At 66.9% G+C, this 25,197-nt stretch carries 20 protein-coding genes; 18 read left to right on the top strand and 2 right to left on the bottom strand.

The window, feature by feature from the left end; all coding sequences use genetic code 11:
- From THITHI_RS0107130 to lpxC, 14 genes are all read left to right on the top strand, one after another.
- Positions 1-1,707: a peptidoglycan D,D-transpeptidase FtsI family protein gene (locus THITHI_RS0107130; RefSeq protein WP_018232392.1), complete on the top strand. Its 1,707-nt coding sequence runs from the start codon at positions 1-3 to the stop codon at positions 1,705-1,707.
- Positions 1,704-3,209 (top strand): UDP-N-acetylmuramoyl-L-alanyl-D-glutamate--2,6-diaminopimelate ligase, encoded by a 1,506-nt coding sequence (locus tag THITHI_RS0107125; RefSeq protein WP_018232391.1) that lies wholly within the window; start codon positions 1,704-1,706, stop codon positions 3,207-3,209. Before THITHI_RS0107130 ends, THITHI_RS0107125 begins: the two co-directional genes overlap by 4 nt.
- On the top strand, positions 3,206-4,585 hold the full coding sequence (locus THITHI_RS0107120) for a UDP-N-acetylmuramoyl-tripeptide--D-alanyl-D-alanine ligase (protein WP_018232390.1): 1,380 nt from the start codon (positions 3,206-3,208) through the stop codon (positions 4,583-4,585). Before THITHI_RS0107125 ends, THITHI_RS0107120 begins: the two co-directional genes overlap by 4 nt.
- Complete coding sequence (gene mraY, locus THITHI_RS0107115; protein ID WP_026186136.1) at positions 4,566-5,648, top strand: phospho-N-acetylmuramoyl-pentapeptide-transferase; 1,083 nt, start codon at positions 4,566-4,568, stop codon at positions 5,646-5,648. Before THITHI_RS0107120 ends, mraY begins: the two co-directional genes overlap by 20 nt.
- A 20-nt stretch (positions 5,649-5,668) precedes the next feature.
- The gene (gene murD / locus THITHI_RS0107110; RefSeq protein WP_018232388.1) at positions 5,669-6,997 is read left to right on the top strand and encodes a UDP-N-acetylmuramoyl-L-alanine--D-glutamate ligase; all 1,329 of its coding nucleotides are present in this window, start codon (positions 5,669-5,671) and stop codon (positions 6,995-6,997) included.
- Positions 6,994-8,199 carry a putative lipid II flippase FtsW gene (ftsW, locus tag THITHI_RS0107105; RefSeq protein ID WP_018232387.1) on the top strand — a complete coding sequence of 402 codons (1,206 nt, stop codon included), beginning with the start codon at positions 6,994-6,996 and terminating at the stop codon, positions 8,197-8,199. Before murD ends, ftsW begins: the two co-directional genes overlap by 4 nt.
- Positions 8,196-9,281: an undecaprenyldiphospho-muramoylpentapeptide beta-N-acetylglucosaminyltransferase gene (gene murG / locus THITHI_RS0107100; RefSeq protein ID WP_018232386.1), complete on the top strand. Its 1,086-nt coding sequence runs from the start codon at positions 8,196-8,198 to the stop codon at positions 9,279-9,281. Before ftsW ends, murG begins: the two co-directional genes overlap by 4 nt.
- Positions 9,278-10,720, top strand: coding sequence for a UDP-N-acetylmuramate--L-alanine ligase (murC, locus tag THITHI_RS0107095; protein WP_026186135.1), 1,443 nt, complete (start codon positions 9,278-9,280; stop codon positions 10,718-10,720). Before murG ends, murC begins: the two co-directional genes overlap by 4 nt.
- Positions 10,720-11,634: a UDP-N-acetylmuramate dehydrogenase gene (gene murB, locus THITHI_RS0107090; RefSeq protein WP_018232384.1), complete on the top strand. Its 915-nt coding sequence runs from the start codon at positions 10,720-10,722 to the stop codon at positions 11,632-11,634. The genes murC and murB overlap by 1 nt, the downstream gene beginning before the upstream one ends.
- Positions 11,631-12,560, top strand: a complete 930-nt coding sequence (locus tag THITHI_RS0107085) for a D-alanine--D-alanine ligase (RefSeq protein ID WP_018232383.1) — start codon at positions 11,631-11,633, stop codon at positions 12,558-12,560. The genes murB and THITHI_RS0107085 overlap by 4 nt, the downstream gene beginning before the upstream one ends.
- Positions 12,561-12,579: 19 nt before the next feature.
- Positions 12,580-13,347 carry a cell division protein FtsQ/DivIB gene (locus THITHI_RS0107080; RefSeq protein ID WP_018232382.1) on the top strand — a complete coding sequence of 256 codons (768 nt, stop codon included), beginning with the start codon at positions 12,580-12,582 and terminating at the stop codon, positions 13,345-13,347.
- Between the two features lie 27 nt (positions 13,348-13,374).
- A complete protein-coding gene (gene ftsA / locus THITHI_RS0107075) occupies positions 13,375-14,610 on the top strand; it encodes a cell division protein FtsA (protein ID WP_026186134.1) in 1,236 nt (411 codons plus the stop codon).
- A gap of 119 nt (positions 14,611-14,729) precedes the next feature.
- On the top strand, positions 14,730-15,899 hold the full coding sequence (ftsZ, locus tag THITHI_RS0107070) for a cell division protein FtsZ (protein WP_018232380.1): 1,170 nt from the start codon (positions 14,730-14,732) through the stop codon (positions 15,897-15,899).
- A 218-nt stretch (positions 15,900-16,117) separates the two neighbouring features.
- The gene (lpxC, locus tag THITHI_RS0107065; RefSeq protein ID WP_018232379.1) at positions 16,118-17,032 is read left to right on the top strand and encodes a UDP-3-O-acyl-N-acetylglucosamine deacetylase; all 915 of its coding nucleotides are present in this window, start codon (positions 16,118-16,120) and stop codon (positions 17,030-17,032) included.
- Between the two features lie 193 nt (positions 17,033-17,225).
- Here lpxC and THITHI_RS0107060 read toward each other — a convergent pair whose 3' ends face one another.
- Positions 17,226-17,666 carry a DUF721 domain-containing protein gene (locus tag THITHI_RS0107060; protein WP_018232378.1) on the bottom strand — a complete coding sequence of 147 codons (441 nt, stop codon included), beginning with the start codon at positions 17,664-17,666 and terminating at the stop codon, positions 17,226-17,228.
- Between the two features lie 99 nt (positions 17,667-17,765).
- Between THITHI_RS0107060 and THITHI_RS0107055 the strand changes: the two genes are divergently transcribed.
- The 4 genes from THITHI_RS0107055 (at position 17,766) to THITHI_RS0107040 (ending at position 24,033) form a co-directional block, all read left to right on the top strand.
- On the top strand, positions 17,766-18,677 hold the full coding sequence (locus tag THITHI_RS0107055; RefSeq protein WP_018232377.1) for a M23 family metallopeptidase: 912 nt from the start codon (positions 17,766-17,768) through the stop codon (positions 18,675-18,677).
- 138 nt (positions 18,678-18,815) lie between these two features.
- Entirely contained in the window at positions 18,816-21,599 is a 2,784-nt protein-coding gene (gene secA / locus THITHI_RS0107050; protein WP_018232376.1) for a preprotein translocase subunit SecA, read from the top strand.
- Positions 21,600-21,800: 201 nt separating this feature from the next.
- Positions 21,801-23,012 carry a bifunctional glutamate N-acetyltransferase/amino-acid acetyltransferase ArgJ gene (gene argJ / locus THITHI_RS0107045; RefSeq protein WP_018232375.1) on the top strand — a complete coding sequence of 404 codons (1,212 nt, stop codon included), beginning with the start codon at positions 21,801-21,803 and terminating at the stop codon, positions 23,010-23,012.
- A gap of 40 nt (positions 23,013-23,052) precedes the next feature.
- A complete protein-coding gene (locus tag THITHI_RS0107040; RefSeq protein WP_018232374.1) occupies positions 23,053-24,033 on the top strand; it encodes a Nudix family hydrolase in 981 nt (326 codons plus the stop codon).
- Between the two features lie 307 nt (positions 24,034-24,340).
- Here the strand turns inward: THITHI_RS0107040 and zapD are convergent, their stop codons facing one another.
- Positions 24,341-25,183, bottom strand: a complete 843-nt coding sequence (gene zapD, locus THITHI_RS0107035; RefSeq protein ID WP_018232373.1) for a cell division protein ZapD — start codon at positions 25,181-25,183, stop codon at positions 24,341-24,343.
- Between the last annotated feature and the right edge of the window lie 14 nt (positions 25,184-25,197).

The raw sequence follows: 25,197 nt of genomic DNA, 5'->3' as shown, positions 1-25,197 counted from the left end.
ATGTCGGATGCCCCGGACAAGGTGAGTGCAATTCGCCGCAACACGGTGCTGGGCCTCTTCTGCCTGGCGTTCGTGATGCTGGTGGCGCGCGCCTTCGACCTGCAGATCCTCAAGCAGGACTTCCTGCGCGGCGAGGGCGATGCGCGCCACCTGCGGGTCGTCTCGATTCCGGCCCACCGCGGCATGCTGCTGGACCGCCATGGGGAGCCCGTGGCGGTGAGCACCCCGGTGGAGTCCGTGTGGGCCAATCCCGGGGAGACCCTTCAGGCACCGGAGCGCATCGCCGAGTTGGCGCAGGAACTGGGTCTGGACCCTCGGGACCTGCGGAGCCGGCTCACCGAGCGTGCTTCCCGCGAGTTCGTGTACCTGCGCCGCCACGTGAATCCCGACGTGGCGCAGCGTGTGCAGGCCCTTGGGGTGCCCGGCATCGGATTGCAGCGGGAGTTTCGCCGTTACTACCCCATGGGTGAGGTGGCCGGCCATGTACTGGGCTTCACCAATATTGACGATCAGGGGCAGGAGGGCGTCGAGCTGGCCTTCAATGACCGGCTGACCGGGCAGCCCGGTGCCAAGCGCGTGTTGCGCGACCGCCTGGGCCGGGTGATCCGGGACGTGGAGAACATCCGGCCCGCCCGCCCGGGCAAGGACGTGACGCTGACCCTGGATCAGCGGGTCCAGTACCTGGCCTACCGGGAGCTCAAGGCCGCCGTGCAGGCCCACGGTGCCCGGGCCGGATCCCTGGTGGTGATGGATGCCCGCACCGGCGAGATCCTGGCCATGGTCAACCAGCCCGCATTCAACCCCAACAATCGGGCCGGTCTGAGCGTGGAAGCATCCCGCAACCGTGCGGTGACCGACGTGTTCGAGCCGGGGTCCACCATCAAGCCCTTTACCGTGGCCGCGGCACTGGAAAGCGGCGCGGTGCGCCCGGACGCGCTCCTGGACACCGCGCCGGGGCAGTTCCGGGTGGGCCGGCATACCATCCGGGACATCCGCAACTACGGCCGCATCGATCTCACCACGCTCATTGCCAAGTCCTCCAATATCGGTGCCACGAAGCTGGCCCTGGACATGGAATCGGAGGCGCTCTGGAGCGTTTTCCACCGGGCCGGCCTGGGGCGCGGCACCGGCAGCGGTTTCCCGGGCGAGGCGGCGGGCCTGTTGCGTGACTTCTTCTATTGGCGCCAAGTGGACCGGGCCACGCTCGCCTTCGGCTACGGTCTGTCCGTCACGCCGCTGCAATTGGCCCAGGCCTACGCGGCGCTGGCAAACGACGGCCTCATGCCCGCGCCACGGTTCGTGGCGGGTCAGCGGGTGCGTGATCCGGAGCGTGTCATGTCGGCCGAGACGGCGCAGCGGATACGACGGATGCTGGAAGCAGCGGTGGCACCGGAGGGCAGCGGGAACCGGGCCGCGGTGGAGGCCTACCGGGTGGCCGGCAAGACCGGCACCGTGCGCAAGAGCGGAGCCGGCGGCTACGCGGAGGACCGCTACATGTCGGTGTTCGCGGGCATGGCACCGGCCAGCGCGCCGCGGCTCGTGATGGTGGTGACCATCGACGAGCCGACCGGGGAGGCATACTACGGCGGGCAGGTGGCGGCGCCGGTGTTCTCCCGCGTCATGCAGGGCGCGCTGCGCCTGCTGGACATCGCCCCCGATGACCTGCCGGAACTGCGGCGGGTCTCAGCCGGGGAGGGCCCCGCATGATGGCAGCCCTGTCTCCCCGGTCACATTGGAATCTGGCCGCCCTGCTCGAGGGGCTGGCCCCGGTGCCGCCGGGGCAGGACACCCAGATCACCGACCTCTGCATCGACAGTCGCCGGGCCCAGCCCGGCGCCGCATTTTTTGCCCTGGCCGGTCACCGCAGCCACGGGCTGGCCCATGTGAACGCGGCGCTGGAACGTGGCGCCGCCGCGGTGGTCTGGGAACCGGCCCCTGGCGTCGCTCCGCCCCACCGCCTGCCCGTGCCCTGCGTGGCGATGCCGGAGCTCTCCTGGCGCCTGGGCGAAATGGCGGACCGTTTCTTCGACCACCCGTCCCGGGCCATGAAGCTGGTGGGTGTCACGGGCACCGACGGCAAGACCTCGGTCACCCAGTTTCTGGCGCAGGCCCTTGACCGGGAGCCCGGACGCTGCGGCGTGATCGGTACCCTGGGCGCCGGTGTCTACGGCGCACTGTCCGACACCGGACACACGACCCCGGACGCGGTTTCCCTGCACCGTTGCCTCGCGGATCTGCATGGCCGGGGAGTACGCCACACGGTCATGGAGGTCTCCTCCCACGCCCTGGTGCAGGGGCGTATCAACGGCGTGGCCCTGGACCTCGCCGTACTGACCAACCTGAGCCGGGATCATCTGGACTACCACGCCGACGAGGCCGCCTACGCCGAGGCGAAGGCCCGGCTGTTCGAGTGGCCCGGGCTGGGCACCGCCATCCTCAATACCGACGACGCCTTCGGCCGCCGGCTGGCGGACCGCCTGGCGGAGCGCGTGTCGATCCTGGGTTACGGCACGGGCGGGGCGGTACCCGGGCAGGATTGCGTGCAAGCATCGGACGTGCGCTTCCGGGCCGAAGGCCTGTCATTTCACGTGCATACCCCGTGGGGTGACGGCCGGCTGGAGGCCGGCCTGCTGGGTGATTTCAACGTGCACAACCTGCTGGGGGCCCTGGCCACCCTGCTGCAACTGGGTCTGAATCTGTCCGAGGCCCTGGAGCGACTGTCCGGGGTGCGCACGGTGCCGGGCCGCATGGAGCGCTTTGCCGGGGCCTCCGGCGCCAGCCTGGTGGTGGATTACGCGCATACCCCGGCCGCCCTGGCCCATGTGCTCCATGCGTTGCGGGCTCATTGCCAGGGGCGCCTCTGGTGCGTGTTCGGCTGTGGCGGCGACCGGGATCCGGGCAAGCGCCCCCTGATGGCCCGGGCCGCCGAGCAGTACGCGGATCACGTGGTGGTGACCAGCGACAACCCCCGCCATGAGGACCCCGAGGAGATCGCCCGGCAGGTGATGGCCGGTTTCAAACATCCGGAGCGGGCGCACCTGGAACCGGATCGCCGCTTGGCCGTGGAACTGGCCTGGCGCGGGGCCGCGCCCGGGGACGTGGTGCTGCTGGCCGGCAAGGGCCACGAGACCGTGCAGATCGTCGGCGATGAGCAGCGCCCGTACAGCGATCGCGGCCTGGCACGAAGCCTCACGGAGGATTGCACATGATGATCCTCGCCTTGTCGGAGATCGCCCGCATGGTGGGCGGATACGTGGAGGGTCCGGATGCCATCGCGGAGGGCGTGAGCACCGATACCCGGAGCCTGCGCCATGGGCAGTTGTTCGTGGCCCTGTCCGGGGAGCGCCATGACGGGCATGCCTTCGTGGACGATGCCCTGCCCGCGGCCGGGGTCATGGTCAATCGTGCCCTGCCCACGCGCCTGGGGCAGGTCGTCGTGGACGATACACGTCTCGCCCTGGGACGGCTGGCGCAGGCCTGGCGGGCACAGATGCCGGCGAAGGTGATCGCCCTGACCGGCAGCAACGGCAAGACCACGGTCAAGGAGATGCTGGCGGCCATTGCCCGCGAGAGCGGCCCCGTGCTGGCGACCCGGGGCAATCTCAACAACGATATCGGTGTGCCCCTCACCCTGCTGCAGATGAGCCGGCACCACCGCCTCGCGGTGGTGGAGATGGGCGCCAATCACGCCGGGGAGATCGCCTGTCTTACCGCCCTGGCGTGCCCTGACGTCGCGTTGATCACCAACGCGGGCCCCGCGCACCTGGAGGGGTTCGGCAGTATCGAGGGCGTGGCCCGTGCCAAGGGCGAGATCTTCCAGGGGCTGCGCGCGGACGGCGTGGCGGTGATCAACGCCGACGACGCCTACGCGGACTACTGGCGGACACTCAACCGGGGGCGCCGCATCATCACCTTCGGACTCGAGCGCCCCGCGGACGTGAGCGGTGTCTGGGAGGTCCCGAACCGGTTGTCCCTCCGGCTGGCCGGCGAGGAGCGGCATCTTTCGCTGGCATTCGCCGGGCGCCACAACGCCATGAACGCCCTGGCCGCCGCGGCCGCCTCCCTGGCGGCGGAAATCCCCGTGGATGCCATCCTCGGCGGACTTGCCCGGGTGCATCCGGTCAGCGGCCGTCTCACGCCGTTGCCGGGTCTGAACGGCGCCCGGCTGCTGGACGACAGCTACAACGCCAATCCCGCCTCGACCCTGGCGGCCCTGGACGTCCTGGCGACCTGTCCGGGGGAGCGTTGCGTGGTGCTCGGGGACATGGGGGAACTGGGCGACGAGGCCGGTGCGTTGCATGCGCAAGTCGGACGCCGGGCAAGGGAGCTTGGCATCGAGCGGTTCCTGGCCACCGGGCCTCTGAGTGTGCAGGCCGTGCAGGCCTTCGGTGAGGGCGGGCGGCATTTCGAGGATTGCGCATCGCTCATCGGCGCGTTGGGCCCCGCGCTGCACCCGGACATGACCGTGCTGGTCAAGGGTTCGCGCAGCCAGCGCATGGAGCGGGTGGTCCAGGCCCTGCAGGCAGGGCATCACCACAACAACCATAACGCCGGGGGGGATGCCCATGCTGCTCAGTCTCGCTGAGTTCCTGATGCAGTATTACCGGGGATTCGCCGTATTCCAGTACCTCACCCTGCGCGGCATCCTGGGCGTTCTGACCGCCCTGCTGATCGCGTTCGTGGTGGGACCCGCCATGATCCGGCGCCTGAGCCTCTACAAGGTGGGTCAGCAGATACGCCAGGACGGGCCCCGAACCCATCTGACCAAGGCGGGCACACCCACCATGGGGGGTGCCCTGATCCTGGTGGCGGTGGGGGTGAGCACCCTGTTGTGGAGCGACCTGAGCAACCGCTTTGTGTGGATCGTGCTCTTGGTCACCCTGCTGTTCGGGCTCATCGGCGGTGTGGACGATTACCGCAAGCTGCGTTACGGCAATGCCCGCGGCCTGAGCGCGAAGCAAAAGTTCTTCTGGCAGTCAGTGGCGGGTTTCGCCGTGGCGGCGCTGCTCTATTACTCCGCCCAGACGCCGGTGGAAACCACGCTGTACGTGCCCCTGTTCAAGGATGTGGCGGTCCAGCTCGGTCCCTGGTTCATCCTGCTGGCCTGGTTCGTGATCGTGGGCACCAGCAACGCGGTCAATCTCACCGACGGCCTCGACGGCCTGGCCATTCTGCCCACGGTGATGGTGGCGGGCGCCTTCGGCGTGTTCGCCTACGCGGCGGGCCATGCGGTGTTTGCCGACTACCTGGGCATTCCCTCGGTACCCGGGGTGGGCGAACTGGTGGTGTTCACCGGCGCGCTGGTGGGCGCGGGCCTCGGGTTTCTATGGTTCAACGCCTACCCCGCGCAGGTGTTCATGGGCGACGTGGGAGCGCTGGCGCTGGGCGCCGCGCTGGGGGTGCTGGCCATCGTCACCCGCCAGGAGATCGTGCTGGTGGTCATGGGCGGCGTGTTCGTGGTGGAGACCCTGTCGGTGATCCTGCAGGTGGTCTCCTACAAGCTCACCGGGCGGCGCATCTTCCGCATGGCGCCGCTGCATCACCACTTCGAACTCAAGGGCTGGCCCGAACCCCGGGTCATCGTGCGGTTCTGGATCATCACCGTGATCCTGGTGCTGGTGGGTCTGGCCACCCTGAAGCTGCGTTAGGCGCAGGACTTCTTCATTGCATGAGCGGGACGGATGAGACATTGATCGTGGGACTGGGCACAACGGGACTCTCGGTAGCGCGCCACCTGCTGGCGCGCGGCGAGTCCTTCCGCGTGGCGGACAGCCGCGCGCAGCCGCCCGGACGCGAGGAACTGACACGCCTTGCCCCCGGGATTGCCGTGCATGCCGGCCCCTTTGATGCCGGCGTCTTCACCGCTGCGCGGCGCCTGGTGGTGAGCCCCGGGGTGAGCGTGCGTGAGCCGGCCGTCGCGGCGGCCCGGGCGGCGGGTGCCGAGATCCTGGGTGACATCGAGCTGTTTGCGCGCACCGCCACCGCTCCGGTGGTGGCCATCACCGGTTCCAACGGCAAGAGCACGGTGACGGCCCTGGTGGGGGAAATGGCCCGCGCCGCTGGAATCCGCGTGGGCGTGGGCGGCAACATCGGCACCCCCGCACTGGACCTGATCACCGAGCCGGAACCCGCCCTCTACGTGCTGGAGCTGTCCAGCTTCCAGCTGGAAACCACCGAAAGCCTGGCACCGGCGGCGGCGGCGGTGCTCAATGTGTCGGCGGATCATCTGGACCGTTACGGGGACCTGGAAGGTTACGCGGCCGCCAAGGCCCGGATCCTGTCCCGGGCAGCCACGGCGGTGATCAACCGGGACGACGCGAGGGTGGCTGCCATGTCCGGCGGCGAGCGCCGCGTGAGCTTTGGCCTGGACGAGCCGGCACCCGGGCAATGGGGGCTGGTGACGCGCGATGGTGAGATCTGGCTGGCCTGCGGGGAGATCCCCTGGATCGCGGAATCCCGGCTGCGCATCCCCGGACGCCACAACACCGCCAATGCCCTGGCCGCGCTGGCTCTGGGGGAGGCCGTTGGCCTGCCGCGCCCCGCCATGGTCGAGGCGCTCATGAGCTTCCAGGGACTGCCGCATCGCTGCCAGTGGGTCGCCCGCATTCACGGCGTATCCTGGTACAACGATTCCAAGGGCACCAACCTGGGCGCGACGCTGGCCGCCCTGGCCGGATTCTCCGGCCCCCTGGTGCTGATCGCGGGCGGGCAGGGCAAGGGGCAGGACTTCGCGCCGCTTCGTGATGCCCTTGCCGGCCGGGCCCGTGCCGTCGTGCTGCTCGGCGAGGATGCGCCGGCCATGGCCGCGGCCATCGGGGATGCGGTGCCCGTGGTGACGGCCGCGGACATGCCCGCGGCTGTGGCCGAGGCGGCACGACTCGCCCGCGCCGGTGACAGCGTGCTGCTCTCGCCGGCCTGCGCAAGTCTCGACATGTTCGAAAACTTCATGCACCGGGGCGAGGCCTACATGGCCGCGGTGCGGGAGCTGGCCCCGTGAGCGCCGCGGATCTTCAGGCCACCCGTGACGCCGGCCAGCAGCTGCGGGTGCAACTGGCGCAGCGTCTCGACCCGACTCTGGTGGTGTGCGTGGCGGCGCTGCTGGGGCTGGGGCTGGTGATGGTGGGTTCGGCGTCCGTGGGCATCGCGGAGCGCAATCTGGGTGATCCCTTCCACTACCTCTATCGCCAGACCGTGTACGTGATCCTTGGCCTGCTGGCCGCAGCCGCGATGTACCGGATTCGCCTTGCCTACTGGGCTGCGGCCACGGCACTCCTGCTGGTGCTCGCCTTCCTGCTGCTTGGGTTGCTGCTGATTCCGGGGGTGGGCGTCACGGTCAACGGATCCACCCGCTGGCTCAGCCTGGGCCTGTTCAATCTGCAGGTTTCCGAGGTGGTGAAGCTGCTCATCACCCTGTACATGGCGGGCTATCTGTGCCGCCACGCCCGTGCGGTGCGGGAACGGTTCTCCGGGTTCCTGCGCCCCATGGTGGTGCTTTCCCTGGTGGCGGTGCTGCTGCTGATGCAGCCTGACTTCGGCGCCGCCGTGGTGCTGATGGCCATCGGTCTCACGCTGCTTTTCCTGGGCGGCGCCCGGCTCTGGCAGTTCGGCCTGCTGCTGGGCACCGTGGCGGGTGCGCTGGTTGCCCTGGCGGTCACCACTCCCTATCGCATGGCACGTCTGACCGCCTTCGTGGATCCCTGGACGGATCCCTTCAACAGCGGCTTTCAATTGACCCAGTCGCTGATCGCCATCGGCAGCGGCTCCTGGCTGGGCGCCGGGTTGGGGGCCAGTGTGCAGAAACTGTTCTACCTGCCCGAAGCCCACAACGATTTCCTGTTCGCCGTTCTGGCCGAGGAACTGGGGCTGGCCGGCATTGCCGTGGTGATTCTGCTGTTCGGCGGGTTCCTGTGGCGCAGCTTCGCGATTGCCCGAGCCGCCGAAACGGCCGGACAGACCTTCGGGGCCTACGCGGCTTACGGGGTTGGCGTGTGGATCGGCCTGCAGGCCTTCGTGAACATGGCCGTGAACATGGGCCTGTTGCCCACCAAGGGGCTGACCCTGCCCTTCATGAGCTATGGCGGCAGCTCCATGCTGGTCAGTTGCGCCGCCGTGGGCCTGCTGCTGCGCGTGCATCGGGAGACCGTGGAGAGCAGGGCGCTGCGGGGCAGCCGGGTGCTGCGCGGGAGGCGGGCGTCATGAGCGGGCGTCCCATCCTGGTCATGGCCGGCGGCACCGGGGGGCATGTGTTCCCGGGTCTTGCGGTGGCCGAACACCTGCGCGGCGGAGGTGAAGAGGTGCAGTGGCTGGGTACGGCGAGGGGGCTGGAGGCCAGGGTCGTGCCGGCGGCGGGTATGGTGCTGCACACGTTGCCCATGGTCGGGCTGCGCGGCAAGGGGCTGGTCAACTGGCTGCTGGCGCCGTGGCGCCTGGGCATTGCCCTGTGGGCTGCCCTGCTGCTGATGATGCGCGTGAAACCCCGGCTGGTACTGGGCATGGGCGGTTTCGCCTCGGGCCCCGGCGGCCTGGTGGCCTCGGCCCTGAACATACCACTGGTGATCCACGAGCAGAACGCCGTGGCGGGCCTGACCAACCGCTGGCTTGCGCGTGTCGCCGATCGGGTGCTGGAAGCCTTCCCGGGCACCTTTCCGGAGAAGGTCGGGGCCCTCCACACCGGCAATCCGGTGCGCGGGGAGATTGCCGGGTTGCCGTTGCCGGACCAGCGCTTCCAGGGACGCCGGGGCCCCCTGCGGTTACTGGTGCTGGGGGGCAGTCTGGGGGCCCTTGCCCTGAACGAGACGGTGCCCGCCGCGTTGGCCCGCCTGCCGGTGGAGGCCCGTCCCCTGGTGCGCCACCAGACGGGGGAGCGCACCCTCGAGCAGGCCACGCAGGCCTACGGCAATGCGGGTGTGCGGGCGGAGATCACGGCCTTCATCGAGGACATGGGCGCCGCGTACGCCTGGGCCGACCTGGTGGTCTGCCGCGCCGGTGCCCTGACCGTCGCGGAGCTGGCCGCCGCGGGAGTGGGTGCCATTCTGGTGCCCTATCCCCACGCGGTGGACGACCACCAGACCGTGAACGCCCGTTTTCTCACCCGGGCCGATGCGGCGGTGCTGATCCCCCCCGCCGAACTGGATGCGCAGCGCCTGGCCGCCGAGCTCTCGCGCATGGATCGTACGCGCGCCCTCGCCATGGCGCAGGCGGCCCGTTCGCTGGCCACGCCCGATGCCACCCGGGTGGTGGCCGGTCACTGTCTCGATCTGATACCGGGAGGCAGGCCATGAGCGCGCCTCCCGCAAGCGCCGCCCTGCCCATGCGCCGCATCCGGCGCATCCATTTCGTGGGCATCGGCGGCTCCGGCATGGGCGGCATCGCCGAGGTGTTGGCCAATCTCGGTTACCGGGTGAGCGGTTCGGACATGGCCGAGAATGCCATGACGCGGCGCCTGGAGGGTCTGGGCGTGGCTGTCCACCGGGGTCACGATGCAGCGCATGTGCGCAACGCGGACGTGCTGGTGATCTCCAGCGCCATCGAGCCGGGGAATCCGGAACTGCTGGCCGCCAGGGAGGCGCGCATCCCGGTGGTTCGCCGCGCGGAAATGCTGGCCGAGCTCATGCGTTTCCGGCACGGCATCGCCGTGGCCGGCACCCATGGCAAGACCACCACCACCAGCCTGGTGGCAAGCCTGCTGGCCGAGGGGGGTCTGGACCCGACCTTTGTGATCGGCGGCCGGCTGAACAGCACCGCCAGCCACTCCCGCCTGGGCCAGGGGGCCTATCTGGTGGCGGAGGCGGACGAGAGCGATGCCTCGTTCCTTCATCTGCAGCCTATGATCGCCGTGGTCACCAACATCGACGCGGATCATCTCGCCACCTATCAGGGGGATTTCGACAGACTGCGGGCCACCTTTCTGGAGTTCCTGCATCACCTGCCGTTCTACGGACTGGCGGTGCTCTGCATCAATGACCGGCACCTGGCGGACATGTTGGCAGAGGTCGGGCGGCCGACGCTTACCTACGGCATCGATGTGGCCGCCGACGTGGCCGCGAGCCATCTGCGCGCCGACGGCACCCGCACCCGGTTCGACATCACGTTACCCGGCCGTGATCACCCGCTGGCCGTGGCGCTGAATATGCCCGGACGGCATAACGTCCTCAACGCCCTGGCCGCGGTGGCCGTAGCGCACGAACTGGGGGTGAGTGACGACGCCATCCAGCGCGGCCTGGACAGGTTCCAGGGCATCGGGCGTCGCTTCCAGGTCTACGGGGACATCCTGACTCCTTCGGGGACGGTGACCCTGGTGGATGACTACGGCCACCACCCCACGGAGATTGCCGCGACCCTGGCCGCCGCCCGGGACGCCTGGCCCGGCCGGCGCCTCGTGCTGGCCTTTCAACCCCACCGCTACACCCGTACCCGGGATCTGTTCGAGGACTTCGCGGAAGTGCTGTCCGAACCGGAGGTGCTGGTGCTGCTGGACGTGTATGCCGCCGGTGAAGCGCCCATCCACGGGGCTGACGGCCGCACCCTGGCCCGCGCCATCCGGGCCCGCGGACGCGTGAATCCGGTATTCGTGGAGTCTCCCGATCGTTTTGTGGAGACCCTGCAGGGGGTCCTTCGCGACGGGGACGTGCTGCTCACCCAGGGGGCCGGGAACGTGGGCGCCCTTGCCGCCTCGCTGCCCGTGGCCCTCGCCGCCGCATCCGGGGAGGAACATCCATGATGACCGCCGAGAACCTGCAAGCCCTGCGGGGCGAACTGCGCGAGAACGAGCCCCTCGCCCGCTACAACTCCTGGCGGGTGGGCGGCCCGGCCGAGCGCCTGTACCGGCCCGCGGACATGGACGACCTGGCCCTGTTCCTGTCCACGCTGCCCAGGGGGGAACCCCTGCTGTGGCTCGGCCTCGGGAGCAACCTGCTGGTGCGCGACGGCGGACTGCGGGGCACGGTGATCGCCCTGTCCGGTGCGCTCGATGGGCTGGAACGCCTGCCCGGAAACCGGGTTCGCGCCGAGGCCGGCGTGGCCTGCGCCAAGGTAGCCCGCTTCTGTGCCGACAGCGACCTGACCGGCGCCGAATTCCTGGCGGGGATTCCGGGCACCATGGGCGGCGCACTGGCCATGAATGCGGGCGCGTGGGGGGGCGAAACCTGGTCCTGCGTGGAGACCGTGGAAACCATGGAACGCACCGGGCGCCGCCATCTGCGCGAGGCCGGGGAATACGAAGTGGGTTACCGCAGTGTGATCACGCCGGTGGAGGAATGGTTCGTGGCCGCGACCCTCAAGCTTGAGCCGGGTGACGGGACGGCGGGACGCGCGCGCATCCGTGAACTGCTGGCCCAGCGGGCCGAGACACAGCCTACCGGCGTGGCCAGTTGCGGTTCCGTGTTCCGCAATCCGCCCGGCGATCATGCAGGGCGGCTGGTGGAAGCGGCCGGTCTCAAGGGGTGTGCCGTGGGTGGCGCACAGGTCTCGGACAAGCACGCCAATTTCATTATCAACACCGGACATGCCACGGCGGCTGACCTGGAGGCCCTCATCCGGCACGTCCAGACCCGGGTAGAGGACCGTTTCGGTGTGAGGCTCGAGACCGAGGTGCGCATCGTGGGCGAATCCGCCCCCGGGGAGGATGCGTCGTGAATCCCGGCGAGTTCGGCAAGGTGGCGGTGCTCATGGGCGGCTGGTCCGCGGAGCGGGAGATCTCGCTCATCAGCGGATGGGCGGTGCTTGAGGCCCTTCAGCGTTCAGGGGTGGATGCGCACGGCGTCGATACGGGCCGCGACGTGATCGCGGTGCTTCGGCAGGGCGGGTTCGATCGGGCCTTCATCATGCTGCATGGGCGGGGCGGGGAGGACGGCGTGATCCAGGGTGCGCTGGATCTGATCGAGCTGCCCTACACGGGCAGCGGCGTGCTGGGTTCCGCCATCGGCATGGAGAAGCTGGTCACCAAACGCCTGTGGCGGGGCGCCGGACTGCCCACCCCGGACTACCAGGTGCTGGAGGGGGATTGCGACTGGTCCGCCGTGGCCTCCGGACTGGGCCTGCCCCTGATCGTGAAACCCGTGCTCGAAGGTTCGAGCATCGGCATGACGAAGGTGGAGTCGGCGGAACAGTTGCCGGAGGCCTACCTGCGGGCGGTCGCCTGCGGCGGGGCCGTCTTCGCGGAACGATGGGTGGCGGGCGAGGAGTATACCGCGGCGATCCTCGGTGATGAGGTGCTGCCGCTGATCCGGCTTGAGACGCCCCGCGCGTTCTACGACTTTGACGCCAAGTACCAGTCGGACACCACCCGCTATCACTGCCCCTGCGGCCTGGAGGAGAGCGAGGAACGGCGCCTGGGCAACCAGGCGCTGCAGGCCTTCCGGGCCGTGGGCGCATCCGGCTGGGGCCGGGTGGACCTGATGGTGGACCGGGTGGGTGTGCCCTGGTTCATCGAAGTGAACACCGTGCCCGGGATGACCGATCACAGCCTGGTGCCCATGGCGGCCCGGGCCGCGGGCATGGACTTCGATGCCCTGGTCCTGCGCATTCTCGCGCAGACCCTGGACAACGGGGAGCGGCAATGACGTGGCGAACCGGAATGCCATGGCAAGGCGCAAGGGCAACCAGGCGGCCGCGCCCTGGTGGCGCGGGCTGCGCCTTCGCCGGATGCTGCGCGCAATGGCGGCGGCAGGTGCGCTCGTGGTGACGCTGGGTGCCATGGCCGCCGGCATGTCCTGGGCGCTGCAACCGGGGACTCTGCCCGTGCGCGCAGTCCTGATCGAAGGTGAATTTCGCCATCTGGACCGGCGTGAACTGGAGGACGTGCTTGCCCCTCATGTGACGGGCGGTTTCTTCAGTGTGGATCTGAACGCGGTGGAGCATGCGGGCAGGACACTGCCCTGGGTCTACGGCGTCTCCGTACGTCGCAACTGGCCGGACACCCTGGTGGTGCGGGTGACCGAACAGGTGCCGGTGGCGCGCTGGGGCGACACAGAGTTGGTGAACCGCTTCGGGGATGTGTTCACGCCACCCCCGGACAGTCTGCCCGGGGGGCTGCCCGCGCTTGAGGGCGGGCCGGGGCGTCAGCGCACGCTCATGCGCCGCTACCTGGCTGTCCAGGCGCGTCTGGCGGATGTGGGGATACAGGTGGAGGGGATCCGCGAGGATGCCCGCCAGGCCTGGCTCATCGATCTGGCGGGCGGGGCACGGATCCTGATGGGCCGTGACACGGGTGCGGATCACCTGGAGCGCCTGCTGCGTGTCTACCCCCGGGTGGCTGCCCACCGGGACGTACCCATCCGCACGATGGACCTGAGATACACCAACGGCATCGCCGTTGCCTGGGACGAAGACGCCCGGGCGGGGCAGTGAACGACAGTGAGGACAAAGAGAGGCTCTATGTCGAAGCGATCCGATAAGGGAATGATTGTGGGGCTGGACATCGGCACCTCCAAGGTCGAGGCCATTGTGGGCGAGATCAACGAGGAGGGTCAGATCGAGATCATCGGAATCGGCTCCAATCCTTCCCGGGGCCTGAAAAAGGGCGTGGTGGTCAACATCGAGTCCACCGTGCAGTCCATCCAGCGGGCGGTGGAGGAAGCCGAACTGATGGCGGGCTGTCAGATCCACTCGGTGTTCACGGGTATCGCCGGCAGCCATGTGAAAAGCCTCAATTCCACTGGCGTTGTGGCCATCAAGGACAAGGAGGTCACGCCCGCGGACGTGGATCGGGTGATCGATGCCGCCCGCGCCGTGGCAATACCGGCGGATCAGCGCATCCTGCACATCCTGCCCCAGGAATTCATCATCGACGAGCAGGAGGGTATCCGCGAGCCGGTGGGCATGTCGGGTGTGCGGCTCGAGGCCAAGGTGCACCTGGTGACCGGCGCCGTGTCCGCCGCCCAGAACATCGTCAAGTGCGTGCGCCGCTGCGGGCTGGAGGTGGACGACATCATCCTGGAACAGATGGCCTCCAGCCACGCTGTCCTCACCGAGGACGAGAAGGAACTGGGCGTCTGCCTGGTGGACATCGGCGGCGGCACCACTGACATCGCCGTGTTCACCGACGGTGCCATCCGCCATACGGCGGTGATTCCCATTGCCGGCGATCAGGTCACCAACGATATCGCCGTGGCCTTGCGCACACCCACGCAGTATGCCGAGGACATCAAGGTCAAGTACGCCTGTGCGCTGCGTCAGCTTGCCAATCCGGACGACACCATCGAAGTGCCGAGCGTCGGCGATCGCGCGCCCAAGCGCCTGTCCAGGCAGACGCTCGCCGGAGTGGTGGAACCCCGCTACGAGGAACTGCTGTCGCTGGTTCAGGCGGAACTGCGCCGCTCCGGCTGCGAGGAACTGGTGGCCGCCGGCGTGGTGCTGACGGGTGGTTCATCGAAGATGGAAGGCGTCATCGATCTGGCCGAGGAGGTGTTTCACATGCCGGTGCGCCTGGGTCTGCCCCAGCACGTGAGTGGCCTCGTGGACGTGGTGAGAAATCCCATCCACTCCACCGGTGTGGGTCTGCTGCTTTTCGGTCACCAGAGCCGCTTGGGGCGTGGGGCGGAAAGCCGCCAGTCGGGCAGCCTTCAGGCCATCTGGAAGCGCATGAAGAGTTGGTTTCAGGGCAACTTCTAATGAATCGGGATCGGGGATCGGGGATCAGGAATTGGGGATTGGAGAGGGAATTTTCGTGGCCCCGGGTCGGGGCGGCGTTTCATGCATCGGATCAACCACTGGGTTGAGGAGGTAAGACAATGTTTGAACTCATGGATACATTCCCGCAAAACGCGGTGATCAAGGTGATCGGTGTCGGCGGCGGCGGCGGCAATGCCGTCCAGCACATGGTCAACGCCAGCATCGAGGGCGTGGACTTCGTGTGTGCCAACACCGATGCCCAGGCGCTGAAGAACCATACCGCCAAGACGCTGCTGCAGCTGGGCGGGCACATCACCAAGGGCCTGGGCGCGGGTGCCGACCCGGTGGTGGGCCGGGAGGCCGCACTGGAGGACCGGGACCGCATCAGCGAGGTGATCGAAGGTGCTGACATGGTATTCATCACGGCCGGCATGGGCGGCGGTACCGGCACCGGCGGCGCCCCCGTGGTGGCGCAGATCGCCAAGGAGATGGGCATTCTCACGGTGGCCGTCGTGACCAAGCCCTTCCCCTTCGAGGGCAAGAAGCGCCTCGCGGTCTCCCAGGCCGGGATGGAGAACCTTTCCAAGTATGTGGATTCTCTCATCACCATTCCCAATGAGAAGTTGCTCACGGTGCTGGGCAAGAACATCTCCCTTCTGGACGCCTTCAAGGCCGCCAATGATGTCCTGCTGGGCGCGGTGCAGGGGATCGCGGAGCTCATTACCCGCCCGGGCCTGATCAACGTGGATTTCGCCGATGTCCGCACGGTCATGTCGGAGATGGGCATGGCCATGATGGGCACCGGCAGTGCCTCAGGGCAGGACCGTGCCCGGCTGGCGGCGGAAGCGGCCATCTCCAGCCCGCTGCTGGAGGACGTCAACATCGCCGGTGCCCGGGGCATCCTGGTGAACGTGACCGCCGGTCTGGATATGTCCATCGGCGAGTTCGAGGAGGTGGGCGATGCCATCAAGGAGTTCGCCTCCGAGGATGCCACCGTGGTGGTGGGTACCGTGATTGACCCGGAGATGAGCGACGAACTGCGGGTGACCCTGGTGGCCACGGGGCTGGGCAGCAGCATCAAGGCCGCCGCCACGACCCGGACCGTGATCGAGGACAAGCCCAAGGTCAAGCTCGTGGAGACCCCGCCCGAACTGGAGCCGGACTATGGCCACCTGGAGCGCCCGACGGTCATCCGCAAGAACCAGGGCAATGCGGCGGTGGACCTCAACGGCGGCCTGAACATGGACTATCTGGACGTCCCGGCCTTCCTCAGGAAGCAGGCGGACTGAGCGCCGGGCCGGGGCGGCGGGGCCATGGCCAGCCTGCCGCCGGTCGGTCGGGCAGGTCCGCCGGGACCCGTTTTGCACTAAAAACATGCATCCTGGGCAACTTGGTGCCATAATGTCGCGGTTTTTTGTACATCCGGGCGACCGGGTAGCGCTCTCACCGATGGCCAGTAGCGAGCGAATAGGGATTCGGTATTTCCGAATCAAAGGGGACTATCGCGTTGATCAAACAGCGTACGCTTAAGAACAATATCAGGGCCACGGGTGTCGGGTTGCATACCGGCGACAAGGTCTACGTGATGCTGCGGTCGGCCCCCGTGGATACGGGCGTGGTCTTCCGGCGCATGGATCTGGATCCACCGGTGGAGATCAAGGCGAGTCCGGACAACGTCGGGGATACCCGGTTATCCACCACGCTGGTGGACGGTGCCGCCCGGGTATCCACCGTGGAGCACCTGCTTTCGGCCATTGCGGGTCTCGGCATCGACAACGTCTACGTGGACGTGAGTGCCCCCGAGGTGCCCATCATGGACGGCAGCGCCGGCCCCTTCGTGTTTCTCATCCAGTCGGCCGGGATCGTGGAGCAGGAGGCCCCCAAAAAATTCATCCGAATCAAGCGTGCCGTGGAGGTGCGGGAAGCGGACAAGTGGGCCCGGTTCGAGCCCTTCGACGGGTTCAAGGTGGGTTTCTCCATCGATTTCCAGCACCCCATCTTCAGCAATGGCGTACAGACCGCCGAACTGGACTTTTCCACCACCTCGTTTGTCAAGGAGGTGAGCCGGGCCCGTACCTTCGGGTTCATGCGCGATATAGAAATGTTGCGCGAACGGCAGCTGGCACTGGGCGGCAGTCTGGACAACGCCATCGTGCTGGATGATTTCCGGATTCTCAACGAAGACGGCCTGCGCTATGACGACGAATTCGTCAAACACAAGATCCTGGATGCCATCGGCGACCTGTACCTGCTGGGTCACAGCCTGATCGGTGCCTTCACCGGGTTCAAGTCGGGTCACGACCTGAACAATCGGCTGATCCGCAGCCTCATTGCCCAGGAAGACGCGTGGGAATGCATCACCTTCGAGGATGAGGGCGTGGCCGCGCCGATCTCCTATGCCCAGCCTGTCACCGCCTTCTAGCCCGCATGCAGATCAATCTGACGCGGCGCGCGCGGACCCTGTCCGCGCCCGCCTCCCGCAGGTCCCCCAAGTCCGCCAGCCAGCCCGCATATTTCGCCCCCCTTCTGCTCCGGCCGCCGGTCTGCGCGCTGTGTGCGCCCTGCCACAGCGGCATCCCGACGCCCTCGCCACGAACGGCGGTAAGATACGCGGGCTAGGACTTCCGGCCGGCCCGCTCGGCCAGCCGCTTCAGTGCACCGGCCAGTTGCGGGTCGTCCAGGGTGCGCGCCGTTTCCCGAAGGACCGCCCCGGCGCCGGCCGGGACCCGGGGCCGAGGCCGGGCGGGGCGCGTGCCGCAGGACCGGGCCGCCTCGTCCCCGGACGAGGGTGCCGACACCTGAACCCGGACCCTGACGACGCTCAGGCCATGGTGGGCGTTCATGTGCTTGACAATCTCGCGCTGCAGATAGCGCAATTGCGTGGCCCAGCTCCCACCGTCCGCCGCCACAATCAGGTGCTCCGGCGTCACTCCGGAAACCCGGCAATGGGGGGCCAGGGCCGGGGGCAGGAGTTGACGCAGGCTCTGGGTCAGCGCGCCCATCTGCCGGGCGCGGGATACCAGGCTTTCATCGATCAGCTGGCGAACGCGGCGCATCTGCTTGATTGAGCGTCAATTACAATGGGCATCAGGGTTCTCAAACCACCGCGGAAGGGGCTATCATCGGCCCGACCGCCATCTTAGCACCGGGTCAAGATGAACATCATCCTGCTCAGCCACAATGGCGCCCGCCGCCACAACCTGAACTGTTGCCGCTGGTACCATTGGCTCGTGGCCGGCGCGGGCGTGGCGTTTCTGCTGGGCGCACTGGTGGTGGCCGGTTTTGCCGCCGGGGTGCGCCATGGGGATGCCGCCTTCGTTTCCTCCTGGGAAGACCGGCTGCAGGCCCAGCGGGAAGGCCTGCAATCTGCCCGGGACAACGCCCAGGCCAATATCGACGCGCTCACCATACGTCTCGCCGAGTTGCAGGTCCGGGCCACCCGTCTGGACGCCCTGGGGGAGCGGCTCGTGCGGTTGGCCGGTCTGGACGACGGCGAGTTCGATTTCGCCGCGATGCCGGGTATCGGCGGTCCCGAGGCGGAGATCGGCATCGGCCATGCACCGGACCTGATGGCCCAGCTGGATGCCCTGGACGGGATCATGGCGGAGCAGGAATCGCAATTGCGGCTGCTGGACCGGCTGATGATCTCCAGACAGCTTCAGGAGGAGGTGACCCCGGAAGGGCGCCCCATCACCCAGGGCTGGATCTCCTCCAGTTACGGCATGCGCAATGACCCGTTCACCGGGCGCCGGGTGTATCACCGGGGGATCGATTTCGCCGGCCGGCCCGGCAGCGACGTGGTGGCCGTGGGCGGGGGAATCGTCACCTGGGCCGGGGACCGCAATGTGTACGGCAAGCTGGTGGAGATTGATCACGGCAACGGTTTCGTCACCCGGTATGCGCACAACAAGGACCTCAAGGTCCAGGAAGGGGATACGGTGCGCAAGGGCCAGGTGATCGCGCTGCTGGGGCAGACCGGCCGCGCCACCGGCCCCCACGTTCATTTTGAAGTGTTGGAGAACGGCCGGCACATCAATCCTTCGCGTTTCATCAAGGCTTCCCGCTGACCCCGTGCCGGACGGGCCGTTTGAGGGCCTGCGGTGCGCCACGCGCTGACCGATTCCCCCTCCATGGGGTATTATAGGCGCCTCTTATGGCGCCCTATTCGGGTCAGTCCCACTACTCTGGAAGAACCTCCCGAACCCATGGTTACCAGTTTTGTCAGGAAAATCTTCGGCAGTCGCAACGAACGGCTGATCAAACGCTTTGGCAGGACCGTGGCACGGATCAACGAGCTGGAGCCCGATCTGTCCGCGCTGGACGATGCTGCCCTGCGCGCACGTACCGACGCGTTGCGTGAGCAGGTGGCGGGCGGCAGCAGCCTGGATGATGTGCTGCCGGAGGCGTTTGCGGCAGTACGCGAGGCCGGTCGCCGGTTCATGGGCATGCGCCATTTCGACGTGCAGCTGGTGGGTGGCATGGTGCTGCACAGCGGGCGCATCGCGGAGATGCGCACCGGTGAGGGCAAGACCCTGGTGGCAACCCTTGCGGCCTATCTCAATGCGTTGCCCGGTACGGGTGTGCACGTGGTTACGGTCAACGATTACCTGGCCCGGCGCGACGCGGCGTGGATGGGGCGCGTCTATCACGGGCTCGGGCTCACCGTGGGTGTGATCAATTCCACCGGTGGAGGCGGCCCCGATTCGGCCTCCTTTGTCTATGACCCGGATTACCCGGGGGGCGAGGGCGGCTATACGCACCTGCGTCCGGTTACCCGGCGCGAGGCGTATGGCGCCGATATCACCTACGGGACCAACAACGAATTCGGGTTCGACTACCTGCGCGACAACATGGCCTTTCGGCTGCAGGACCGTGTCCAGCGCGAACTGAACTTCGCCATCGTGGACGAGGTGGATTCCATCCTGATCGACGAGGCGCGCACGCCGCTGATCATCTCCGGACCGGCCGGGGACAATGCGGACCTCTACGAGGCCATGAACCGCATCGTGCCCAAGCTCGAACCCCAGGAGGAAGAGGAGGGGCCCGGGGACTACAGCGTCGACGAGAAACTCAAGCAGGTGTTCCTCACCGAGGACGGCCAGGAGAAGGCCGAACAGCTCATGCGCCAGGCGGGGATGCTGGACGAGAACCAGGGCCTGTACGATGCGGGCAGCATCGCGCTGCTGCATCATCTGAATGCGGCGCTGCGCGCCCGGGTCCTGTTCCAGAAGGACGTGGATTATCTGGTTCGCGACAACCAGGTGCTGATCATTGACGAGTTCACCGGGCGCATCATGGCGGGCCGGCGCTGGTCCGAAGGACTGCATCAGGCCATCGAGGCCAAGGAAGGGGTGCCGATCCAGAGTGAGAACCAGACGCTTGCCTCCATCACCTTTCAGAACTATTTCCGCCTGTATGACAAGCTTTCCGGCATGACCGGCACCGCCGACACCGAGGCCTTTGAGTTCCAGCAGATCTATGGTCTGGAGGTGGTGGTGATCCCCACCAACCGGCCCATGGTCCGGGACGACATGCAGGATCTGGTCTATCTGACCGAGAAAGAGAAGTTCGACGCCATCATCAAGGAGATCCGCTTCTGCCGGGAGCGCCAGCAGCCGGTGCTGGTGGGCACGGCCTCCGTGGAAACCTCGGAGTTCCTGTCGGGCCTTCTGAAGAAGGAAAAGATCCCCCACGAGGTGCTCAACGCGAAGCAGCATGAGCGCGAGGCCCATGTGGTGGCCCAGGCGGGACGTCCCGGGTCGGTGACACTGGCCACCAACATGGCAGGCCGCGGTACCGACATCGTGCTGGGCGGAAGCCTGGAGGCCGAGCTTGAGTCCCTCGGTGACGACCTGAAGGCCAAGGAGGAGGAGCAGGTCAAGGATGAATGGAAAAAGCGCCACGACGCCGTACTGGCGGCCGGGGGGCTGCACATCATCGGTTCCGAGCGCCACGAGTCGAGGCGCATCGACAACCAGCTGCGCGGGCGCGCCGGGCGCCAGGGTGACCCGGGTTCCAGCCGGTTCTTCCTGTCCCTGGAAGACAATCTGATGCGCATCTTCGCCTCGGACCGCGTCAAGGGACTGATGCAGAAGCTGGGCATGCAGGAAGGCGAGGCCATCGAGAATGCCTGGGTGACCAAGGCCATCGAGAATGCCCAGCGCAAGGTGGAGGCTCACAACTTCGACATTCGTAAGAACCTGCTCGAATACGATGACGTGGCCAATGATCAGCGCAAGGTGGTCTACGAGCAGCGTCGTGAACTGCTCGATTCAGAGGATATCTACGAAACCGTCGAGGCGGTACGCCGGGATGTGGTGGATGGCGTGATTTCCCAGTACATCCCCGAAGGCAGTATCGAGGAGCAGTGGGACGTGCCCGGTCTGACCCATGCCCTGGAACAGGAGTTCGGCGCACGGATGGATATTGCCGGCTGGCTGGAGCGTGAGGACGATCTCCACGAGGAGACCCTGCGCGAGCGTATCCAGGAGCGCCTCGCCGAATCCTACCGGGAGAAGGAGGAGAAGGTGGGTGCCGAGACCATGCGCCGCATCGAGAAGGATGTGATGCTGCAGGTGCTGGACAACCACTGGAAGGAACATCTGGCGGCCATGGATTATCTGCGCCAGGGCATCGGGCTGCGCGGCTACGCGCAACGCAATCCGAAGCAGGAGTACAAGCGCGAGGCCTTCGAGATGTTCGAGGCGCTGCTACAGCGCATCAAGCATGACGTTACCGCCCTGTTGCTGCGGGTGCAGGTTCGCTCCCCGGAAGACGCGGAGACACTGGAACGCCAGCAGCGGGCCGGGGTCGGCGGGATGCGCTTCCAGCACTCCCAGCCCGAGAGCGCGCTGCACAAGGAGGGCGCGGAAGGCCAGGGCGGCGGCGAGGCACAGCCGTTTCGCCGTGAGGGCCCCAAGCTGGGCCGCAACGAGCCCTGCTGGTGCGGCTCCGGCAAGAAGTTCAAGCACTGTCATGGGAAACTGTGAGTTCAAGGTTCAAAGTTCAAAGTTCAAAGTTCAAAGTGAAGGATCTCGGCGGGGTTCAGTACTGTCGCGACAAACTGGACACGATTGGCGTCTCTTCTTGTCCCTTGTCCCTTGTCCCTTGTCCCTTGTCCCTTGTCCCTTGAACTTTGAACTTTGAACTTTGAACTTTGAACTTTTGAACCTTGACCTTCCAGCGCCCTCATGCCCGTCCATCTGACCGAACCTGCTGAACTGCTTGCCGTGCCCGGCGTGCGCCTGGGTACCGTGGCGGCGGGGATTCGTTACCGGGAACGCGATGACCTGGTGCTCATGGAACTGGCGGCCGGTTCCAGCCTGGCGGCGGTGTTTACGCGTAATGCCTTCTGTGCTGCGCCGGTGGTCGTGGCCCGGGAGCATCTGGCGGCAGGGGGTGCGCGCTGTCTGTTGATCAACGCCGGAAACGCCAATGCAGGCACCGGGGAACGCGGGCTCAGGGATGCGCAGGCGAGCTGCGCCCATGTGGCGGAGGTGATGGGCTGCCGGCCGGAGCAGGTGCTGCCTTTCTCCACCGGTGTGATTGGGGAGCCCCTGCCCGTTCCGCGCATCCGGGAGGCAATCCCGGGACTTGCCGCGCGGCTTTCGGCGGACACGTGGATCGAGGCGATGCGCGCCATCATGACCACCGACATCGTGGGCAAGGGCATCAGCCGCCGTATCACGCTTTTGGGCGGGACGGTCACGCTCACCGGCATCGCCAAGGGCTCGGGCATGATCCATCCGGACATGGCCACCATGCTCTCTTTTCTCGCCAGCGACGTATCCGTCCCCACCGCCGAGTTGCAGGCGATGCTGGAGGGCGCGGTCGAACGCAGCTTCAATTGCATCACCGTCGACGGTGACACCTCCACCAACGATGCCTGTGTGCTGGCGGCTACCGGCGCCAGCGGCATCCGACTGGTCAATGCCGATGATCGTCGCCGATTCATGACTGCGTTGCAGGCTGTCTGCGATCACCTGGCACAGGCCATCGTGCGCGACGGAGAGGGCGCGACCAAGTTCATCACGCTGCATGTCACCGGCGCCGCGACTCCGCGGGAGGCGAGGCAGGTGGCCGATGCGGTGGCCCATTCACCTTTGGTGAAGACCGCATTGTTCGCCTCGGACCCCAACTGGGGACGTATCCTGGCCGCCGTGGGCCGCGCCGGTGTAGCGGACCTGGACGTTTCACGGGTGCGCATCGAGCTCGGTGACGTCCTGATAGTCGAGAAGGGCGGGCGCGCCCCGGACTATTCGGAAGAGGCGGGGCAGCGGGTCATGGGCGAGGCGGAGATCCCGATCCGTATCCATCTGGCGCGGGGATCGGCCGAGGCACGGATCCACACCTGTGATCTCTCCTTTGACTATGTGCGGATCAACGCGGAGTACCGGTCATGACCGTGCCGGGGGCAGCGATGCCGCTGTCTGCTCGTCATCCATGTCGCCCGACCTGACACCGGTTCCGGTGGCGGTCGCTGCCATTCGAAATGCACGCGGCGAATACCTCATCGCGCGCCGCCCGGATCACGTGCATCAGGGCGGCCTATGGGAGTTTCCGGGCGGGAAGTTCGAGCCGGGGGAGGAGCTGGAGCACGCCCTGTACCGGGAACTCCGGGAAGAACTGGACATACGCGTCCAGAGTTTTCAGCCGCTCATCAATATCAATCACGACTACGGCGACAAGCGCGTTTGCCTGCGCGTCAGTGTTGTGGACGCCTTCGCGGGCGAACCCCGCGGATGCGAGGGACAGTCCCTGCGCTGGGTATCCGCGCCCGCCTTGTCCAACTACGACTTCCCCGCGGCGAATCACGCCATCGTTGCCGCCCTGCAGTTGCCCGACTGCTGTCTGATCACGCCGGATCCGTCCAACGATGAACCGGGTTTTCTCCGGAGACTCGAGGATCGGCTGGAACGAGGCGGCATTCATCTGATGCAGTTGAGAGCGCCTTCCCTGAGTCCGGATCGCCTGGCACGACTGGCCGAGCGGGTAATGCCCCTGGCCCGGTCCCTGGATGTGCGCGTCATGCTCAATGCCGACCCGGACATGGCGCGGGCCGTCGCTGCGGACGGTGTGCACCTTAACAGCCAGCGGCTCACCCGATGGCGCGCGGACGCGCGGCGTGATGGCCTCATGGTATCCGCCTCGGTGCACGATCGGCGCGAGATGGATCTGGCCAATGATGCCGGCGTGGACTTCGCTGTCGTCTCACCGGTATTGCCCACAGTGTCCCACCCCGGAGCCAGGGTGTTGGAATGGGAAGGATTCGCCGCCCTGGCCGAGGCCGCCACCATGCCCGTCTATGCGCTGGGTGGAGTTGGTCCCGGCGACGTGGAACGGGCCCGGACCTGTGGAGGTCAGGGAGTCGCCGGGATTCGGGCCTTCTGGGAGAGGGAAGTGAAGGGGTCTGTGACCGGCTGATGGGGCACCCATGAATCCCGGTTCTTTGACGTCTCGAATCGAAAGCATTCGTCGGCAACGGCAGATTCGCCCGGAGGACCGGGCTCCTACGCGTACCCTGATCCCCCCTGCAGGAGCCCGGTCCCCCGGGCGAACAGGGTTTGGCCCGGGCAGGATCGCCGGGAGGGTTCATGCGAGGTTGGTTCGTGAGCGGCGACGATGCCGAGAGCCGCACATCCGGATTGCGCGGGCGGTATTTCGGGGCAGGTATGCGGGTTCGGAATTCCCCGGGTATCGGCGTGACCGCCGGCCCCGGTAATGTCCCTTGTCAGAGCGCGCAGCAGGCGAGCTGGAAGGTGATGTCCTGTTCGCACTGTCTCGCGCGCTGGGTCATGTCGCCCGGTTTCAGGAAGCGCACCGAGAACCGCTGGCGTCCGGCGCTGATCTCCGGATAACAGGGCGTGTCGGATGGCAGGGTGATGCGGATCATCTGCCAGGGAACGGAACTGTCCAGCGCTTGCTCGTAGAATCCCTGGGGCGCCACGGTGGTACGCGGCTCGGCGCTGTTGCGGATGAGCTTGAGCACCAGACTTACTGCTTCGTTGATCTCCTGGAAGGGCCGGGAACAACTGTGCAGAAGCTCGCGCCGCTCACTGGCGGGACGCGCCAGCCAGAAGTGGTATGCGGGCAGATCGAAGTCGCAGGTGCCTCCGGGTATGGCGTTGCGCTGACGAATGCTGCCGAACAGATCGTTGGCCTTGATATGCTGATCCAGCTGGCCATTGATCGTGTGAATTTCCTCGATCAGTTCACGTTGCTGGTTGATGATGCGGTTGAGGCGATCCTGGTCGACAGAGGGTTCCGATATCAGATGACTCAGGTTGGCGATCTGGCGTTCCAGTTCCTTCATCAGTTCCCGCTTCAGATCCACCCGGTTGGTCAGATCGAGGACCTCGATCAGCGTGGTGAGCGCGCAATGGGTCTCCCATCCACTCTTGCCTTCAAGAGAGAATCGGAAGCGATGCATCAGCTCCTCGATACGCATGAACAGGCGCATGCGCTCCAGCAGGGGTTGTTCGTAGGTGATGGTGTCGCTCACCGAGGAAGCCGTGGGGGATTCATGGAGGACATATTCGTTATTCTCTACCTTGAGTGCAAAATTCACAAACATGTCGACAACCTCCT

The sequence above is a fragment of the Thioalkalivibrio thiocyanodenitrificans ARhD 1 genome (assembly GCF_000378965.1).
GTDB lineage: Bacteria > Pseudomonadota > Gammaproteobacteria > Ectothiorhodospirales > Ectothiorhodospiraceae > Thioalkalivibrio_A > Thioalkalivibrio_A thiocyanodenitrificans.
Note: the sequence above shows the minus strand (reverse complement) of the source record. Positions and strands in the feature narration are given on the sequence as shown.

Bases quoted from the DNA above. Each gene is read 5' to 3' on its own strand.
- murG (WP_018232386.1), top strand. From the start codon at position 8,196: ATGAGCGGGCGTCCCATCCTGGTCATGGCCGGCGGCACCGGGGGGCAT.
- THITHI_RS0107120 (WP_018232390.1), top strand. From the start codon at position 3,206: ATGATGATCCTCGCCTTGTCGGAGATCGCCCGCATGGTGGGCGGATAC.
- argJ (WP_018232375.1), top strand. From the start codon at position 21,801: ATGCCCGTCCATCTGACCGAACCTGCTGAACTGCTTGCCGTGCCCGGC.
- ftsZ (WP_018232380.1), top strand. From the start codon at position 14,730: ATGTTTGAACTCATGGATACATTCCCGCAAAACGCGGTGATCAAGGTG.
- murB (WP_018232384.1), top strand. From the start codon at position 10,720: ATGACCGCCGAGAACCTGCAAGCCCTGCGGGGCGAACTGCGCGAGAAC.
- THITHI_RS0107060 (WP_018232378.1), bottom strand. From the start codon at position 17,666: ATGCGCCGCGTTCGCCAGCTGATCGATGAAAGCCTGGTATCCCGCGCC.
- secA (WP_018232376.1), top strand. From the start codon at position 18,816: ATGGTTACCAGTTTTGTCAGGAAAATCTTCGGCAGTCGCAACGAACGG.
- THITHI_RS0107130 (WP_018232392.1), top strand. From the start codon at position 1: ATGTCGGATGCCCCGGACAAGGTGAGTGCAATTCGCCGCAACACGGTG.
- zapD (WP_018232373.1), bottom strand. From the start codon at position 25,183: ATGTTTGTGAATTTTGCACTCAAGGTAGAGAATAACGAATATGTCCTC.
- ftsA (WP_026186134.1), top strand. From the start codon at position 13,375: ATGTCGAAGCGATCCGATAAGGGAATGATTGTGGGGCTGGACATCGGC.
- murD (WP_018232388.1), top strand. From the start codon at position 5,669: ATGAGCGGGACGGATGAGACATTGATCGTGGGACTGGGCACAACGGGA.
- THITHI_RS0107055 (WP_018232377.1), top strand. From the start codon at position 17,766: ATGAACATCATCCTGCTCAGCCACAATGGCGCCCGCCGCCACAACCTG.
- THITHI_RS0107040 (WP_018232374.1), top strand. From the start codon at position 23,053: ATGTCGCCCGACCTGACACCGGTTCCGGTGGCGGTCGCTGCCATTCGA.
- THITHI_RS0107125 (WP_018232391.1), top strand. From the start codon at position 1,704: ATGATGGCAGCCCTGTCTCCCCGGTCACATTGGAATCTGGCCGCCCTG.
- THITHI_RS0107080 (WP_018232382.1), top strand. From the start codon at position 12,580: ATGGCAAGGCGCAAGGGCAACCAGGCGGCCGCGCCCTGGTGGCGCGGG.
- murC (WP_026186135.1), top strand. From the start codon at position 9,278: ATGAGCGCGCCTCCCGCAAGCGCCGCCCTGCCCATGCGCCGCATCCGG.
- mraY (WP_026186136.1), top strand. From the start codon at position 4,566: ATGCTGCTCAGTCTCGCTGAGTTCCTGATGCAGTATTACCGGGGATTC.